Here is a 14,960-nt window from a genome sequence, read left to right as displayed (position 1 = left end):
ATCCCCACGGTTAGTGGGCTTTGTCGTTATATTCCGTCATTTTAGAAAATGTTACACCCCTTCGGGGTATTTCCCCAGGCAAACTTTACCTACACCGGGCCCATTCCACTCATCCGTCCTACTCACCTCCGCAAAGCTTAGTTACATGCCCAGCCTTTTCCACCTCCGTTCGCTATTCCCCTGTCTCGCCCTGCTGTTCCTCTCCCTGCCCGCCGTGGGCCAGCGTACGGAAGGAATGGCCAGCTACTACGCCGACCGATTCCACAATGCCTCCACCAGCACCGGAGAGAAATACGATAAACATGCCCTGACCGCCGCCAGCAAGGAGTTTGACTACGGTACGGTCCTGGAAGTGACCAATGTGGTGAGCGGCAAACAGGTCGTGGTACGCGTCAACGATTGCGGCCCCCACCATCCCGACCGCATCATCGACCTGAGTCGCGCCGCCGCCCAGAAGATCGGCCTGCTCCGCCCCGGTTCCGCCATGGTACGCCTGCGGGTGATCACGGCCGGCACCCAGGGCCCCACCTGCGAACGTTCCGCCTGGGCCAAGCGCGAGGCCGCCCGTAGGGACAAGGAGGTGCAGCCCACCGATGTTGCTACCGTCGTTACCCCTGCTCCCGCGCCCCCCGCCACCAACCCCGGTGTCCAGGCCAAGGGCCCCGACGCACCCCGCCGCCGCCGCTTTGCGGCCGACGACATGCTCTTTGGCGTACAGGTAGGCGCCTTCGGCAAGGAAAGTAATGCCGTAGCGCTGGCCGCGCAGTTGACGGAACTGGGATTCGGAGAGGTATGGACCACCAAAGTGGGCCTGATCCACCGCGTCTTTACCGGAAAGTATTACTTCCAGGACGAGGCCCAGGGACTGCGCGACCGCATCCGGGAAGCCGGCTACCGCGACGCCACGGTGCGCAGGGTGCAGTAAAGATCAGCTACGCATCGCCTCTACGGGATCCATCCGGGCGGCAAGTAGGGCGGGAATCAGCCCGGCAAGGATGCCCACTACCGCCGACAGCACGACCCCGATTATGGCGTATACAATACTGAGCGAAATCTGAAAGCCGGGCAGAAACTGGTTGATGATGGAGGTAATGCCCACCACCATCGCCAGACCGATGAGCCCGCCGATGATGCACAGAATGATGGACTCGGTCAGGAATTCCAGCAGGATGACGTACTGACGTGCGCCCAGTGCCTTCTTGACGCCGATCAGGCTGGTACGTTCCTTGACGCTGACGAACATGATATTGGCCACGCTGATGGCCCCCACCACAATGGAAAAGCCCCCGATCAGGAAGCCAATGATGTTAAGTACACCGAAAAACTTGCCCAGGGCATCGGCCGTCATGCTCAGCTGGTTCAGCGCGAAGTTGTCTTCTTCCCGCGGACGCAGCTGCCGTTCGGAACGGACGATGCCGCGAATATCGTCCTGCAGCCGCTCCATCTCTACCCCCGGCTTGGCCTTTACCGCTACGGTACCGCCGTACTGATTGCGGTTCTTCAGGTTGATGAAGCGGGAGGCGTTGTTGTAGGTGACAAGGATAGCGTCGTCAAAGTCTAGGGGATTGATCAGGTCGTCACCGGCCGGGGCCAGGGTGCCGATCACCTGGTACTTGCGGCCCTGCATCTTGACCGTCTTGTTGATCGGGTTGATGGGGCCGAAGAGTTCTTCAGCCAGGGTATTACCGAGCAGGATCTTATCGGTGCCGTTGCGGTATTCGGAGGTGGACCAGTAGCGGCCGCGGTTAACCTCGATGTTGAAGAGGCGGTCGAGCTCGTAGGTCGTCACGAAAAGGTAGCCGCCCTCGACGGATTGGCTTCGGTACTTGAGGGTGCGGTTGCCGGGCACGGTCCAGTAGCTGACGATGCTGGCCGTCGCCATATTTTCCTTCAGCGCTTCGTAGTCATCGTGATCGGGGTAGGGGCGCTGGAAGTACTCCCACCAACTGTCGCTGTTGTCCTTCCACGGCCACTTATCGATGTACACGACATCGTCGCCGAGCTTAGCCAGGCTGCCCGAAACGTTGTCCTGCAGCGATTGTACGGCGGAGAGCACCCCGATGATGCAGAAGATCCCGATCGAAATGCCCAGCAGGGACAGAAAGGTGCGCAACTTGTTGCCCAGCAATTGCTGCCAGGCCTGCCGCAAACTTTCCGCAATAACTTTCGATAAGATCATGTGTCTCCGGATTAAAGCACAAAAATAGGGGCGGCGGGGGCGCAGGAGCAGTGAAATAGACGAACGGCCGGGTTTATTCCACCGGGAACAGCCAGTAGGGACGGGTCGCACAACTTTCTGGAAGGCCGTTGCATTACTTCACCAGGGCCGTTGTGAGCGAGTTGCAAAAAACCCTTACTTTTGCCGGCTGTTTCGCATATAAGTATACAAAATATTTTCCCGGGATGAGGACGAAATTATCGCAATTTAAATTTGAGCTCAACGATAAGCTGATCGCCAGAACGCCCAGCAAACGGCGCGACGACAGCCGCCTGATGGTCGTTAACCGCGCCACCGGGGAGATCGAACACAAGCAGTTCACCGACCTCCTGGACTACTACAGCGAGGGCGATAGCCTGGTCTTCAACAACACCAAGGTGTTCCCCGCCCGCCTCTACGGCCTCAAGGAAAAAACGCAAGCCCGCATCGAGGTCTTCCTGCTCCGCGAGCTCAACAGCCAGGCCCGCCTCTGGGACGTACTGGTCGATCCCGCCCGCAAGATCCGCGTCGGTAACAAACTCTACTTCAACGACAAGCGCGGCAACAACCGCCTGGTCGCCGAGGTCGTCGATAACACCACCAGCCGCGGCCGCACCATCCGCTTCCTCTACGACGGACCCAACGACGAATTCACCAAGGAGCTCCACTCCCTCGGCAACACCCCCCTGCCCAAACTACTGGAGCGGGAGGCCGACAGCCGCGATGCCGAACGCTACCAAACGGTCTTCGCATCCGAAGTAGGCGCCGTAGCCGCCCCCACCGCCGGCCTCCACTTCAGCCGCGAGACCCTTATGCGCATGGAGCTGGCCGGTATCAAGAAGGCCGAAGTGACCCTCCACCTTGGACTGGGTACCTTCCGCGACATCGAGGTCGAAGACCTCTCCAAGCATAAGATGGACGCGGAGTACTTCCGCATTCAGCAGCCTGCCGTAGATACCGTCAACGCCACTAAGAAGGATGGCGGCCTCGTCTGCGCCGTCGGCACTACCACCCTCCGCGCCGTGGAAAACAGCGTCAGCGCCGAGCGCCTGCTGGCCACCAACGAAGGCTGGACCAACAAATTCATCTTCCCCCCCTACGATTTTCACATTCCCGACCACCTGCTCACCAACTTCCACCTCCCCAAGAGCAGCCTGTTCATTACCACCTGCGCCTTCGGCGGCATCGACCTTATCCTCGAAGCATACGCCCAGGCCCAGAAGGAGAAGTACAAGTTCTTCGCCTACGGCGATGCGATGCTGGTGATATAGAATGGTGAGTTGTTGAGTTGGTGAATTATTGAATTGGTGGGTTGATCGACGGTCGCTTCGCTCCATAGTTCAGGAGTATTCTTCGGCTTTCTCCCCGTGACGGGCCCGTATTTTCCTATACGTCACCGTAGCGCACCGAATAAAGCGAGCGGCGATACGCAACCCACCAACTCAACAATCCCCTAACCCAACAACTAAAAGTCCATTCCAAGCGACACATGCAGCTTACCCGCCTGCCGGTTGCTGGTTTCTACGCCCCAACCGTAATCGGCGCGGATGAAGTAGCCGAACAGCGTAGTGCGTACTCCGACACCGTAGCCGTAAACGATGGGCTCGCGGAAACGGCGGACGCGGACGCGGACCGGACTGTAGCCCGTAGTATTCTGGTCCGGATACTCGGTGATGTTTACGGGGTTGTCCTCGTCAAAGGGACTGGAGCCGGCCCAGGCGGTACCCACATCGAAGAAGGAGACGATCTGAAAGTCGCGGAGGAAGGCAGACCGGAGGTTATTGAACAGGTAGTTGAAGACCGGCACCCGGAGCTCGGCATTGGCGAGGGTATAGGTGCTGCCGTTGCGAATGTTGATGTCGAAGCCGCGCAGGGGGTTGGCTAAGTCCTGGAACACAAAATCGCCCGTCTGCGGCGTGGGAATACCATCGTTGAAATTATTGATCACGCTATTGTCGGCCCCACCGAGGTAGTACAGCACCTTTTGTTTGCCGAAATTAGTGGCGGCGGCCAGCCGCAGGGCAAGCACGCTACGCTTAAGGATGCGCTGGTAGTGGCGCGCGTCAAATCCTACGACTCCCAGCACGCCGGGCTCGAATTGTGAGTCTACTCCCTCATCGAAGGAAATATTGAAGCTCTTGAAGACGTCGCTATACAGCTTATAGCGGGTCCCCATGCGCAGATTTCTGCCCAGCGATAGGGTGTTATCAAAGACATACTCAACCCGGAGTCCCACCCGCTCGGTGCTCAGGGGCTCGGTCTGAAGGGCGGCCAGCTCGGTAGGCAGGGTTTGAACCCGATCGCGGCGTACGGTGGCGGTAGCACGCAGGCTCTGGAAGATATCCAGGGGATAACGTATGCCGTACTGCGCCATCAGGGTATTTTCCTCGATCAACCGCGGTCCGTTGAGGGAGGTGGAATTGCGGAATATGCCATCCTGGTAGCGCCGGTTACGCCGGTAAATGGTATAAATGCGATCGAGGCGACGGCGGCGATCGGCACCCGTTATGAAGTACTCCGTTCCGTTGAAGCTGGTCGGTATCCTCACCCCGCCCTCAATGACGAAATCCTCCATCAGGTCGAGAATATTGCCCTTCAGCAGGATGCCAACCGGCTGTTGGGTGTAACCGTCCGGATTTGCCGCATAGCTGTTCAGGCCATCAAAGAGGGGTTCGTTATCTGCCGTGGTCTTTACGTAATTGACGCGGAAGGTGGTCCGGTACGACGTCACCCGACCGGGACGAAACTGGTATATCCGGTTGAGTTCCGGTACGGGCCGCTCCCTCCGCACGGTAGGCGTGACCTGACCGCTGCTGCGGCGGGCTGCGTTGTTCCGTCCGTCCACTACGGTGAGGGGCGGGCGGGTGCCGGTACTATCCGGAGCGGCACCGGTCGGGGGAATCCCGGTGGTTTCGTCGTCCCCATCGAGAATAGTAGCATCCGCGGGAGCAGAGTCCGTAGGGGGCGGGGGCACTGGATCTTCAAACCGCGTCTGGAAGAGCAGCCCTTCATCGTCCCGGTTAATCTCGGGATTGATCTTGTTAGGCTGAATGACCTGGTTTGCCGGCCGTCGGCCGGGATTGGTAAACTGGGGCACGACCTGTCCGGCCGCCCGGTAACTCCTGCGTCGGAAATTGGTGGGCGTAAGGCTCACGGTAGCCGTTGTATCGAAGGTGAAGCGACGAACGATCGTCGTGCCACCGTCGATGAAGCTTTCCACCCCTACCGGTAGTTTTCCGCTGGCATCCAGCGTGAGGATATTGGTCCCGTAGTTGGTCAGGGGCTCGATGACCGCTCGCTCCTTGATGACCGGATAAATAACGATCGAGTCGATCAGGGCGGTATCCAGCTTTTCTAGGGTGGAGTCGCCGTGCATGGTAATCTCCGTCCCGTCGGTCAGGTGGATCGTCTGCTCGTAATGGTGGATAAAGGTCTCGAGGTGCGCCTGGAACCGGTTGAATATTCCATTGGCATCACTCAGGTAGGCAAAGTGCTCCCCGTCGATCGGGGCCGGTGACCGCTCGTCGGACAGGGGGGTGTCCGTGATCCGGACCAGTTCCCCGGGTTTGTTCTCCAGGTCGTAATAGAACAGATCGTAGCGTCCCACCGGCAGCAGGGTGTCGAGGCGCTGGGCCAGGAGCGAAGTATCCGGTCGGTTGCTGGCGAAAACCACCCCCCGCCTTCCGCGAATGTTGACGGGCACGGCGTCCAGATCATCCCAAAAATCATTGGTGATCTTTACCGCCTGGCGGGAGGCCGGGTAGTAGGTGTAAATATCGCTGAAGCCGTCGGCCATCGCCGAAATCAGAAAGGTGCTCGGGTCGTTGTAAGCCATGGTGAGTACGCGGTCGAGTCGAATACCGAGAATGTCGGTCGTCTTCGCGCCGGTATTCAGGTCATACAGCAATAGCTTTGGCTGATCCCGAAATTCGTACATGATCGCCAGCTCCTGGTTGGTCGGCGAAAAGTCGATGATGGGGTAGCTGTAGTCCGTGGCCTGCAGCAAATTCCGTTGCCCTCCCTTCAGCAGCAACTCCCGCTCGCCGCTGTTCACGTCCTGCAGGTACACCTTGTATTTACCGATTTCGTTGAGCACGTAGGCAATCTTTTGCCCGTCCTGACTCACCTTCACCTGGGTAATTGGCAACTGCTTTTTGTTCTTAACGGTGAGCTGGTCCTCGGTCGGAGTGTTTCGCCCCCGGGCATCTTCATTGTAGCGGTTGCGATAGAACTCCAGCCAGTTGAAGAGCACCGTTTCATAGTTGCTGCCCAGTACGTACAGGAATCCGTTTTCCACGGAGCGGTTGATCCGGGTCAGGTAAAGCAGGTTCGACACCGTCGGCTTACCCAGGTTTTCGGCGATGTAATACCAGAAGGAGTGGCCCGCGAGGCGGGGATAGTCGGCCGCCAGATCGTTAAAATCTTCGTACTCTTCCGTAGCCATCAGGTCGCGCAACTGGTCGTCGAGGCGGGTGTTCCAGTCTTCGCCGAGGTAGGCCACCAGTCCGGGTTTGAACCACGCCGGCAGATTGAGTAGCACAGCGTTCTGTACCACCTCCTGCACCGAGGAGCCGTAGAGTAGCTGTTCGATATAGACGCTGGCCATGGCTTCGCGCACCTGTCGCCGCAGGTCGGTATGGTCCCCGTTGAAGTAAACGAAGGCCTTGTTGCCCAAGAATTTTGCCTGGGTACCGGAGACGTAGCTCGTGTTGGTATTTAGCGACTGGTTGCCGGTAAGCTCAAAGACCTCCTCGCTGCCGATGTTGCTCTGCTTTACGTCGGTGATGTCGCGGTAGGTGATGAGCTGCACCTTCTCGTTCATCCGGCTTTCCAGCATCTTCTGGATGTAGGCAAAGTCGTACTCGGCAAATTGCACGACGGCCTGCCCTACGCCCTGATTGTTGCCGTACCAGTAGGTAATGAAGTTGTCGGACTCGTACTTCTCCCACTCCTCAAAGTCGCGGTGGTACTGCACACGGTTCTTCCCGAACTCCACGCGGGAGGTCTGGGCGATGAGGCACGTCAGGGTACAACACGCTACAAGGGTAAAAAATATACGCATCGGGGGGACCTTTTACGACGTTATCACGGGGAAGATAACGGAAAAGGGGGCGATAGGTTAAGCTACTTCTCTAGGTACTGCGCAACCATCTCCTGTACGACATCTTTGAGGTACATCTTACGCTCCTTGGCTTCCTCCTTGAGCGTGAGCAGGTGCTCTTTATTGAACACCAGGGTTACCCGCTTCGTGTCGGGCTTGGGCGCTTCGGCGGGTTCTTGCTCGGGATCGTCCTGTACGGTGCTGCGGATGAGGTAGTCCAGACCGGTGCGGCGGCGCTTGGTGCGGGGGGCGGAGGCGGCGCGGCGTGAATCGTCGCCCAGGAACACGTCGAGGTTCTGGGTGAAGTTCTTGCTGGAGATCTTCTTCTTGGCCTTTTTGGTTTTGACCGGCACGCTCACTTCCACCACTTCCTCGTTGCCGTCGGCGGGGTCGTCTCCGATGAGGTAGTTGTCCTCAAAGAGTCCGGATAGATCGTCGGTAAAGCGTTTCTTAGCCATCTCGAATTACTTGTAGCGCCGGCTTTCGTCGGCTAGCTGCAGTTTGGTGCTGTTATGCAGGTACGTCTTTTTGGCGGGGCCGCAGGTGCATGGGATTTTCGGTTCGAGCAATGATTTCCTTACACACCTTCAGGTAATCCTTGGCTCCGTGGCTCGACCGGCTGTACGTAAAGATGTCCTGCCGGTTGGCCGGGGCCTCGGCAAGAGAAACGTTATCGCGGATGTAAGTTTCGAAGAGCAGCGGTCCGAAGTATTTTTTGATCGTTTCCACTACGTCGCGGTTCAGCACTTTCCGCTGGTCGTACATGGTTGCCAGAACGCCGCTGATGTGCAGTTCCTTGTTGAGGCGCAGCTTCACCTTCTGGATGACCTGCTTGATCTTGGCCAGTCCCTGCATCGCCAAAAACTCGGTCTGCAGGGGAATGATCACCTGCTGGCTGCTCGTAAGCGCGTTGAGCGTGAGCAGGCCCAGGCTGGGCGGACAGTCGATGATGATGAAGTCGTAATCGTCGTCGACGCCGGAGAACAATTCGCGCAGGATGAACTCCCGACCGGCTTCGTTGACCAGTTCCATTTCCGCGCTCGACAGGTCGAGGCTCGAGGTGATGACGTGAAACCCTTCCTTCACCACGTAGGGCGACAGGTCGGACTCGCCCATCATACTTTCGTAGATCGTCACCGACTGCCGGGGTATACCCAGGCTCAGCGTCAGGTTGGCCTGGGGGTCCAGGTCGACGAGCAGTACGCGCTTGCCGAGTTCTACAAGGCCGGCTCCGATGTTAATGGCGCTGGTCGTTTTGCCGACGCCTCCTTTGTGGTTCAGTAAGCTTAATACAGTTGCCATGCGAGGTGCTTGGTGGAGCGGCGAAGGTAATAAATATTTGCTAGTGCGCTGGTTGCCAATCTCTCTAGTTCCCGGCATCCTGCCGGGGCATGTCGGTTCCCGGCGTCTCGCCGGGGTCCTTGATAAGCAGAAGCAAGAACTATCTGTAGCATTGATGGGAGTAGTGACCAGAGATGACCGCGGCGAGACGCCACGAACCGCTAGTGGTTCCCGGCGTCTCGCCGGGGTCCTTGATGAGCAGAAGCAAAAACTGTCTGTAGCATTGATGAGGGTAGTGACAAGTGAAGACCGCGGCGAGACGCCACGAACCGCTAGTGGTTCCCGGCGTCTCGCCGGGGCATGTTGGTTCCCGGCGTCTCGCCGGGGTCCTTGATGAGCAGAAGCAAGAACTATCTGTAGCACTGGTGGGAGTAGTGACCAGAGATGACCGCGGCGAGACGCCACGAACCGCTAGTGGTTCCCGGCGTCTCGCCGGGGCTCCAACGAGCAAAAGCAAAACCCGACTATGGCAATAGTAAAAGCAGCAACCGCGGCGAGACGCCACGAACCATACACCCGGCAGGATGCCGCAAACCGAAACCGCGGCGAGACGCCACGAACCGAAACCGCAGCAAGATGCCGCGAACCACCACGAACCGCATACCCGCAGGCAAGATTGCGCTTACCTTTGACGTTGGCCCTTTGCACCCCCGGTAAACATGACGTTAAGAACCCTGATCTTTAGCTTGATGATCGTCCTCTGTCCCGATGGCTATCGGGGCATCAGCGCCCAGGTAGAGACGGCGACGATAACGGGACGGGTGACCGACCTGGTAAGTGAGCTGCCGGTAGATTTCGTGACCGTCTACGTCAAGGGAGCGACCACCGCCGCGGAAACCGGAGAACGGGGTAGGTACGTAACCAGCGTTCCGGCGGGGGAGTCGTTCATTCTGGTTTTTAGCCGGATTGGCTTCCGGGAGACGGAAGTGAATGTAGCCGAGCTGCCCGCGGGCTCCCGCAAGCAAATCGACGTAGCCCTGGCCCCCATCGAAAGCGACCTGGAAGTGGTCGTGCGCGAAAGCAAGATCGAGGAAGGCGGCATGATCCGCGAAGATCCCGCCCAACTGCGGCTCCTGCCCTCCGTGACCGGCAACCTGGAGAGCATCCTGCCGAGCATCGCCCTGGGCGTGAGCAGCGGATCGGGCGGTGAGCTGACCAGTCAGTACAATGTCCGCGGCGGCAACTACGACGAAAACCTGGTGTACGTTAACGACTTTGAGATCTACCGGCCGCAACTGGTGCGACAGGGGCAGCAAGAAGGCCTCACCTTCGCCAACTCCAACCTGATGCGCAGCTTGAGCTTCAGCTCCGGGGGATTCGAGGCACGCTACGGGGACAAGCTCTCTTCGGTGCTCGACATCAAGTACAAGCGCCCCGATAGCCTGCGCGCCTCCCTCGATGCCAGCTTCCTGGGCGGATCGGCCCACGTGGAGGGCAGCAAACAGCTCGGCAAGACCAGCTACCAGCGCCTGCGCTTCCTCGGCGGTGCACGCTATAAAACCACCCGCTATCTGCTGGGGTCCCTGGAAACGACGGGTGAGTATCTACCCAACTTCTTCGACTTTCAGGCTTACATTACCTATGATTTCAATCAGACGCTGCAGTTAGGCCTCCTCGGTAATTACAACCGCAGCATCTACAATTTCACCCCCGTCCAGCGGTCTACCGCCTTCGGTGGCTTCTTCGAAACCCTGCAGCTGTTCACCAACTTCGAGGGGGCCGAGAAGGATGACTTTCTTACTCAGATGGGTGGTCTTTCGCTCACTTACATTCCGGAGCGGCGCGCCAACCCACTGTTTCTCAAATTCCTCACCTCGGCCTTTCGCAGCGACGAGGACGAGGGCATATCCATCGGCGGCCGCTACACCCTCGGCACCCTGAATACCGACCTCGGATCCGATAATTTCGGTGAGATCGGTAGCGTCATCGGGGTGGGCCTACAGCAGGAATTCGTGCGCAACTTCCTCAATATCCAGGTCTATAACGCCGAGCTCCGCGGCGGACTGGAACTCAACGGCGGAGATGCCACCACCAACCGCTCACACTTTTTGCAGTGGAGTGTTAAGGCCCAGCACGAACGGATCGACGATTACATTCACGAGTGGGAAAGGCTGGACTCCGCCGGTTACAGCCTCCCATTCGATGAGGATGCCGTGCGCCTGTTCAGTACCCTCAATTCCGTAAATCAACTGGAAAGCAACCGCTTCAGCGCCTTCTTTCAGGATACCTACACCTGGCGGCGGGACGGGAGTGCCGACATCCGCCTGAGTGCGGGCGTACGCGCCGTAGCCTGGGACCTGAACAAGGAAGTGAACGTGAGCCCCCGTGCCCAGCTCCTCTACAAACCCCTCGGCGGCAGCAAGGACATCACCTACAAGCTGGCGGGCGGCCTCTACCAGCAACAGCCCTTCTACCGGGAAATGCGGGCCCCCGATGGCACCGTGAATACCGACCTGCGCAGTCAGAAATCATTTCACCTGGTCGGTGGCCTCACCAGCGATTTCTACTACGGCAAGCGCAATCCTAAGAAATTTCGGCTCATCACCGAGGCGTACTATAAATCGCTCTGGGACTTGGTCAGCTACGAGATCGAGAACGTCCGCATCCAGTACTCGGGCCTGAACGACGCGAGCGGCTACGTGGCCGGACTCGACTTCCGCCTCAACGGAGAGTTCGTCCCCGGCGCCGACAGCTGGCTCAACCTCAGCCTCCTCCGTGCCCGGGAAAAACTGCGCGACGTGGAGCACCGCGAAGTAACCGGCCGCGGCCCCAATGGCGAAGTGCTCGATGAAGTGGTAGAGTACGTCCCCCGCCCCACCGACCAGCTCTTCCAGCTTTCCTTATTCTTCCAGGATTACCTCCGCAACAACCCCAACTTCCGCACCCACGTCAACCTGACCGTCGGCGGCGGCCTCCCCTTCGGCATCCAGGGAAGCAATACCGTGTACCGCAACACCCTCCGTTTCGACACTTACCACCGCATCGACATCGGCTTCAGCTGGCGCCTCTACGACCGCGAAACCTCCCGCCGCCGCGCCACCTCTCCCCTGCGCTTCACCCGCTCGACCTACCTCAGCCTCGAGGTCTTCAACCTCATGAACGTAGGCAACCAGGCCGGCAACACCTTCATCAAAACCATCTTCGAACAGCAGTACGCCGTACCCAACCGACTGACGGGGAGAAGGGTGAATTTGCGGTTGAAGGTGGAGTTTTAGTTGTTGGGTTTTTAGTTGTTGAATTGTTGAGTTGTTGCATCGCCCTACATGTAGTGCACGTACGACGGGCAAATTCAACAACTCACTAACTCAACAACTCACTAATTCCACAACTCACCAACTACAATCTCCCCTCCCGCGGAAACGCCACCCAGAAAAACACCGCGGCTCCCACCCCCACGCAGGCCGGCACGAGCCAGATCGACCACCAGTCGTGGGTGCCATCGGGTAGTACGTTGCTGCTGACGACCTCACCGGCGATCCAGCTGCCGAGGAAGACTCCGATGCCGAGGTCGGCGAAGGAGACGAGGCCCTGGGCGGTGTTGCGGAGGGTTTTGGGTACCCGGTTATCGATGTAGATCTGGGCGGCGATGATGATCCAGGCGAAGGCGACGCCCTGCACGACGATGCCGGCGTAGAGAAGCCATTCGTTGTCGCCCGGCCGGCCGATCCCGAAGGCGAAGTAGCGCAGTCCCCAGGCCATGAGTCCCCAGAAGATGATGTTGCGGAACCGAAAGCGCCGGAAGACGAAGGGCATCGCCAGCACCACCCCGATCTCGAAGAGTTGGCCGATGGCCATTTTCGCCGCGGCGGCCGGCCAGGCTACTTCGTTGAGGAAGGGATTGAGAAAGCTGTAGTAAAAGGAGGAAGGAATACAACTTGCCAGCAAAGCAATGAGCAACACCACCATACCCCGCTCGCTGAATATCTGACGCAGCTCGCTCCCGCGCACCGCCGCCCAGTCAAAGCCGGATTGCGGTGGCGTGTGCGGCAAAAAATTGGAATACACCGCCAGCAGTAGCGATACGATGCCACCGGCCAGCAACGGCAGGGGAGACACCTCGACGTGAAAAACACTCAGCGCCACCCCCACTAGCATAAAGGAAACCGTGCCCCACACCCGCACGAAAGGGTACTGCTCCGCCGGATCATCGAGGTGATGAAAACACATGGCCGCCGCCAAGCTGAAGGTGGGAATGAAGCAGAGGTTGAACAGCAGCATCCAGCCGTAAAACCAGCCGAAAGAAGTCGTAAAGTAGCAGGCAATGAGCGCCACGCCACCGATCGCGTTCAACACCCCCATGAGACGCTCCGAGGGGAAGCGACGGTCGGCCAGCCAGCCCATGAGCGGCGGGGTGACGGTGGCGGCAATGGCATTGGTGGCGTAGATCATCCCCACCTGTAAACCCGTAAAGTCAAGGCTGTGGAGCAAGTAGGTGCCCAGGTTGATGAGCCAACTCGACCATACGCCGAACTGCAGAAACAGCAGCAGGGACAGCCGAAAGGTGAGCCCCCTCCCCTCAGACATCCAGCCGCTCCCGCATCCGGTCCGCGATCTTCTTCACCACGCCGTCCTCGAAGGGATTTTCAAGCCCGGCCAGTTCGACGAGCTCCAGGAAGGATTTTGAGCCGCCGGCCTTGCAGAGACGGACGTAGTCGGCCCAGGCCGATTCGTGATCCTGCTCGTCCTTCAAGAAAAACTGGAAGGCACAGATCTGGGCCAGGCAGTAATCGATGTAGTAAAATGGAACGGAGAAGATGTGCCCCTGGCTCTGCCAGAAGGTGCCGTCGTGGAGGTGATCGTGGTCGGAGTAGTCGAGGTGGGGCAGGTACTTCGCCTCCATTTCTTTCCAGATCGCATTGCGACCGGCATTGTCGAGCTCGGGGTTTTCGTACACCCGGTGCTGAAATTCGTCAACCGCGCAGCCGTAGGGCAGAAAGCGAAAGCTGCCGGCCACATGGCTGAAGTAGTACTTGTCGGTGTCGGGCCCGAAAAAGCCTTCCATCCAGGGGTAAGTGAAGAACTCCATGCTCATGGAATGGATCTCGGCGGCGTCGTAGGTGGGCCAGTTGTACTCCAAGGGGCGTTGGTCGCGGCTGCTGTAGACCTGAAAGGCGTGGCCGAACTCGTGAGTGAGCACGTCGATGTCGTGGCTCGTCCCGTTGAAATTGCTGAAGATGTAGGGCGACTGGTAGTCGTTGATGAAGGTGCAGTAGCCGCCGGGGGCCTTGCCGTCCTTCGCTTCCAGGTCCATAAGGTTCTTATCCCGGAGATAGCGAAAGAAGTCGCCGGTTTCCTTACTTAGTTCCTGGTACATCCGGTCGGCGTGGGCTACGATCTCGTCCGGCGTACCCTGGGGTTTGGGGTTGCCGGTGGGAAAGCGGAACGACAGGTCGTAGTAGTGCAGCCGGTCGACGCCGAGGCGCTCGCGCTGCTTGTCGTAGAGCTTCTGGGCGATGGGTACGATATGGTCCTGAATCTGCCGGCGAAAGTTGGCCACCTGTTCCGGACCGTAGTCCGTACGGTTCATGTTCGCGTAGCCGAGGCCGACGAAGTTGTCGTAGCCCAACTTGGCGGCCATGCTGGTCCGCAGCTTCACCATTTCCGCGTAAATGTCTTCGATGCGTGCCCGGTTTTCGGCAAACCACTGCCACTTGGCGGAGCTGGCTTCCTTGCGCTTCTCCCGGTCGGGCACTTGTTCCAGTGGCGTGATGCTGGAGAGGTTGTAGGTTTCTCCTTCCAGTTCGATCTCCGCGCCGCCGCGCATCTGGGTGAATTCACTCGATAGCTTATTTACGGACTGCAGCTCCTCCAAAATTTCGGGGCGGAAGGTGCGGATGCTTACCTCGGCGGAGTCGAAGAGTTGTGCCCCGAAATGTTGCTGCAGTGCCTCCCGGTGGGGATTGTCCAGCAGGGCCCGGTAGTAATCGACTTTCCACTGCTCCGTGCGCGGCAGGTGCTGGTCGAACCAGTCTTTCTCCCCACGGTAGAATTCGTCCCTGGTGTTAATGCTGTAGCGAATGTACCCGATATTATAGGCCGTGGATACGCTGGCGCGGATGCTGTCGATCTGTTCCACGGCAGCGATGGCATCGTTAAGGTGGTCGGCGGCCTTGAGTTCTTCCAGGACAGCGTTGAAGGCGGTTTCCAGTCGATCTAGATCGGGCCGTTCGTAAGTAAATTCGGGAAAGGTAATTTGGGACATATTTGGTTGTTCACAGTTATTCCTTGGTAAGACAAATGTACTTCATGCAAGGTTCCGGGCGGGGACGCGGGTATATCTCCGGTAGCCGGCCGGGTTGTGAACCTTAGCCCTAACTTGCA

Annotated in this window: 9 protein-coding genes; 3 read left to right on the top strand and 6 right to left on the bottom strand. The window is 58.6% G+C overall.

Annotated elements, in window-relative coordinates:
• The first annotated feature begins 145 nt into the window (after positions 1-145).
• Positions 146-925: a septal ring lytic transglycosylase RlpA family protein gene (locus GGR28_RS10505; RefSeq protein ID WP_183495747.1), complete on the top strand. Its 780-nt coding sequence runs from the start codon at positions 146-148 to the stop codon at positions 923-925.
• A gap of 3 nt (positions 926-928) precedes the next feature.
• Here the strand turns inward: GGR28_RS10505 and GGR28_RS10500 are convergent, their stop codons facing one another.
• Positions 929-2,179 (bottom strand): ABC transporter permease, encoded by a 1,251-nt coding sequence (locus GGR28_RS10500; protein ID WP_183495746.1) that lies wholly within the window; start codon positions 2,177-2,179, stop codon positions 929-931.
• A gap of 224 nt (positions 2,180-2,403) precedes the next feature.
• On the opposite strand from GGR28_RS10500, the gene queA reads away from it, so the two are divergent.
• Positions 2,404-3,468, top strand: coding sequence for a tRNA preQ1(34) S-adenosylmethionine ribosyltransferase-isomerase QueA (gene queA / locus GGR28_RS10495; protein ID WP_183495745.1), 1,065 nt, complete (start codon positions 2,404-2,406; stop codon positions 3,466-3,468).
• Positions 3,469-3,662: 194 nt separating this feature from the next.
• Here queA and GGR28_RS10490 read toward each other — a convergent pair whose 3' ends face one another.
• The 3 genes from GGR28_RS10490 to GGR28_RS10480 all read right to left on the bottom strand — a co-directional run bounded on the left by GGR28_RS10490 (position 3,663) and on the right by GGR28_RS10480 (position 8,600).
• Positions 3,663-7,259 carry a hypothetical protein gene (locus tag GGR28_RS10490; protein WP_183495744.1) on the bottom strand — a complete coding sequence of 1,199 codons (3,597 nt, stop codon included), beginning with the start codon at positions 7,257-7,259 and terminating at the stop codon, positions 3,663-3,665.
• A 62-nt stretch (positions 7,260-7,321) separates the two neighbouring features.
• The gene (locus GGR28_RS10485; RefSeq protein ID WP_183495743.1) at positions 7,322-7,756 is read right to left on the bottom strand and encodes a hypothetical protein; all 435 of its coding nucleotides are present in this window, start codon (positions 7,754-7,756) and stop codon (positions 7,322-7,324) included.
• A gap of 52 nt (positions 7,757-7,808) precedes the next feature.
• Entirely contained in the window at positions 7,809-8,600 is a 792-nt protein-coding gene (locus tag GGR28_RS10480) for a ParA family protein (RefSeq protein ID WP_183495742.1), read from the bottom strand.
• Positions 8,601-9,298: 698 nt separating this feature from the next.
• Between GGR28_RS10480 and GGR28_RS10475 the strand changes: the two genes are divergently transcribed.
• The gene (locus GGR28_RS10475) at positions 9,299-11,854 is read left to right on the top strand and encodes a TonB-dependent receptor (protein ID WP_246416622.1); all 2,556 of its coding nucleotides are present in this window, start codon (positions 9,299-9,301) and stop codon (positions 11,852-11,854) included.
• A 121-nt stretch (positions 11,855-11,975) separates the two neighbouring features.
• On the opposite strand, the gene GGR28_RS10470 is transcribed toward GGR28_RS10475, so the two are convergent.
• Together GGR28_RS10470 and GGR28_RS10465 are read right to left on the bottom strand one after the other, a co-directional pair.
• Positions 11,976-13,163: an MFS transporter gene (locus GGR28_RS10470; RefSeq protein ID WP_183495741.1), complete on the bottom strand. Its 1,188-nt coding sequence runs from the start codon at positions 13,161-13,163 to the stop codon at positions 11,976-11,978.
• Entirely contained in the window at positions 13,156-14,841 is a 1,686-nt protein-coding gene (locus GGR28_RS10465; RefSeq protein ID WP_221233863.1) for a M3 family oligoendopeptidase, read from the bottom strand. Before GGR28_RS10465 ends, GGR28_RS10470 begins: the two co-directional genes overlap by 8 nt.
• Positions 14,842-14,960: the final 119 nt, after the last annotated feature.

The sequence above is a fragment of the Neolewinella aquimaris genome (genome assembly GCF_014197245.1).
GTDB classification, from domain to species: domain Bacteria; phylum Bacteroidota; class Bacteroidia; order Chitinophagales; family Saprospiraceae; genus Neolewinella; species Neolewinella aquimaris.
This window is presented reverse-complemented; position numbering and strand designations above follow the sequence as displayed.

Bases quoted from the DNA above. Each gene is read 5' to 3' on its own strand.
- GGR28_RS10465 (WP_221233863.1), bottom strand. From the start codon at position 14,841: ATGTCCCAAATTACCTTTCCCGAATTTACTTACGAACGGCCCGATCTA.
- GGR28_RS10500 (WP_183495746.1), bottom strand. From the start codon at position 2,179: ATGATCTTATCGAAAGTTATTGCGGAAAGTTTGCGGCAGGCCTGGCAG.
- queA (WP_183495745.1), top strand. From the start codon at position 2,404: ATGAGGACGAAATTATCGCAATTTAAATTTGAGCTCAACGATAAGCTG.
- GGR28_RS10505 (WP_183495747.1), top strand. From the start codon at position 146: ATGCCCAGCCTTTTCCACCTCCGTTCGCTATTCCCCTGTCTCGCCCTG.
- GGR28_RS10480 (WP_183495742.1), bottom strand. From the start codon at position 8,600: ATGGCAACTGTATTAAGCTTACTGAACCACAAAGGAGGCGTCGGCAAA.
- GGR28_RS10490 (WP_183495744.1), bottom strand. From the start codon at position 7,259: ATGCGTATATTTTTTACCCTTGTAGCGTGTTGTACCCTGACGTGCCTC.
- GGR28_RS10470 (WP_183495741.1), bottom strand. From the start codon at position 13,163: ATGTCTGAGGGGAGGGGGCTCACCTTTCGGCTGTCCCTGCTGCTGTTT.
- GGR28_RS10485 (WP_183495743.1), bottom strand. From the start codon at position 7,756: ATGGCTAAGAAACGCTTTACCGACGATCTATCCGGACTCTTTGAGGAC.
- GGR28_RS10475 (WP_246416622.1), top strand. From the start codon at position 9,299: ATGACGTTAAGAACCCTGATCTTTAGCTTGATGATCGTCCTCTGTCCC.